This is a genomic window from Rhizobacter sp. P1_G5 (genome assembly GCF_056405435.1).
The window spans coordinates 1-1,538 of the sequence record NZ_JBFUCB010000946.1 but is presented as its reverse complement, the minus strand read 5'-3'; the positions used below and the strand labels follow the sequence as shown (position 1 = coordinate 1,538).

At 61.0% G+C, this 1,538-nt stretch carries 3 protein-coding genes and 1 pseudogene; 2 read left to right on the top strand and 2 right to left on the bottom strand.

Going from position 1 to position 1,538, the window contains the following annotated elements; all coding sequences use genetic code 11:
- Nucleotides 1–244: pseudogene (locus tag AC1D12_RS32995) on the top strand (TonB-dependent siderophore receptor); the annotation flags it as partial.
- Nucleotides 245–277: 33 nt separating this feature from the next.
- On the opposite strand, the gene AC1D12_RS32990 reads toward AC1D12_RS32995, so the two are convergent.
- The gene (locus AC1D12_RS32990; protein WP_477845334.1) at nucleotides 278–631 is read right to left on the bottom strand and encodes a hypothetical protein; all 354 of its coding nucleotides are present in this window, start codon (nucleotides 629–631) and stop codon (nucleotides 278–280) included.
- Nucleotides 632–806: 175 nt separating this feature from the next.
- Here AC1D12_RS32990 and AC1D12_RS32985 point away from each other — a divergent pair, with 175 nt between their 5' ends.
- Nucleotides 807–1,157, top strand: a complete 351-nt coding sequence (locus AC1D12_RS32985; RefSeq protein ID WP_477845333.1) for a hypothetical protein — start codon at nucleotides 807–809, stop codon at nucleotides 1,155–1,157.
- Between the two features lie 103 nt (nucleotides 1,158–1,260).
- Here the strand turns inward: AC1D12_RS32985 and AC1D12_RS32980 are convergent.
- The coding region (locus tag AC1D12_RS32980) for a hypothetical protein (protein ID WP_477845332.1) at nucleotides 1,261–1,538 on the bottom strand (278 nt) is incomplete at its 5' end.

Sequence of the window (1,538 nt, the reverse complement as noted above, 5' to 3'; positions counted from 1 at the left end):
GAGCAAGGTGTTCGTGAACGACTTGAACTCGGATGCGGCTGGCGGGCAGGCCACCGTCGGTGCGAGCGTCGGGATTGTGCTGCCCCTCGGCGCCTGGCAGTTCAGCAGCTTCGTGCGGGTCGACAACGTGTTCGATCGCACCTATGCGGGGTCGGTGATCGTCAATGAGGGCAATGCGCGTTATTTCGAACCGGCGCCGGGGCGCAATTGGGTAGGTGGCATCACCGGCCGCTACGCCTTCTGAGCATGGGCGGTCTTTGAGGCGCCCGGCGGTCGCTCAGTTCGGCCCCTGGATGAAGTAGACACCCGGAACGTTTTCCCATTGCGGCAGAGAGCCGCAAGTGAATCCGTTCTCGTTGTAGAAAACCGTCATGCTCCGGTTCGACAGCTTGGCTGCCAGCAACGTCGCATAGACCGTCTTACATGCGGTCGGCAGCATGAAGAAGGAGCCCTGGGCTCCGATCGAGCAGATCTTGTGGATCGGTGTTGCGTCTTTCAGCGCCACCACCACCGCCCCGCCTTGGTCGACGCCCAGGTAGTCGACCAATCCGGTGCATGCGTAGTTGGCCCAACTGGCCTGCGTGGCCAGCGACAGAGCGACGGCCATTGCCGTCCGGAATCCATGCTTCATCACATCCTCCTTTGAATTGAAAAACTGGCAGCCATCACAGTTCACAGGCCGGAGCGCGGAACCGGGTGATGCCCAGTGAGGGTGGCGTATCGCGCATGACTGCGGAGAAAATCCGCAGGCTGTGCGGTGCTGTTCGCCGTCCCGGCCACATACCCATTCCTCTTCGAAAGCACACATGAAACGTACCTGTCTGAAGACCTTCCGCGCGGCACGAGTTGCTTTGGCCGCCAGTGCCGCGTTGACAACCTTCGGCGCACAAGCGCAGGTCCAGGCTGCCTACGTGACCGGCACCGTCGTCGACACGACCAGCACGCCCGCCGGTTACCTGATCAGGCTGGACGCCGGGCGCCCGACCAACTGCAACGGTGCGCCTTTCGGCTGGATGCTGATCAAGAGCGAGAACAAGGCGGTGATGGCGACGGCGATGATGATGTTCGCGCTGGGCAAGAAGACCGCGACCGTCTACACGACGGGCATCGGGCCGAGCGGGCATTGCGAGGTGGATCAGTACGATCCGGTGGAGTGAACTGAGGTCGACCGATCGGCGCGTGCAGTCCAGCAGCTTCTTGCGCGTCGAATACATGCTTGATCGCTGGTATGCGGGATCGGTGATCGTCAACGAAGGTTCGTCACCTCGACAGCCAAACGCCTACGATGTCTTGTTGGCTCGTGCAACTCGCTCCGTCTGGATACCTGACGAGAACCGATTTCTGCGTTGTGATTGCCGTCATGATGACGGCGAAGACTGGTTTGAAGTCAGGATCTGACTGCGCGATGGTGCCGACGCCACCTTCCTGATAGTTCACCCACAGGATGGAGTCCCCCACAAAGAATCTCGTCGGCGTCAGGGCGCATTCAATGTACGCATTGGCGGTCAACGGTGCGACCTGCATGACCAGTCCTGCGA

Bases quoted from the DNA above. Each gene is read 5' to 3' on its own strand.
- AC1D12_RS32990 (WP_477845334.1), bottom strand. From the start codon at position 631: ATGAAGCATGGATTCCGGACGGCAATGGCCGTCGCTCTGTCGCTGGCC.
- AC1D12_RS32985 (WP_477845333.1), top strand. From the start codon at position 807: ATGAAACGTACCTGTCTGAAGACCTTCCGCGCGGCACGAGTTGCTTTG.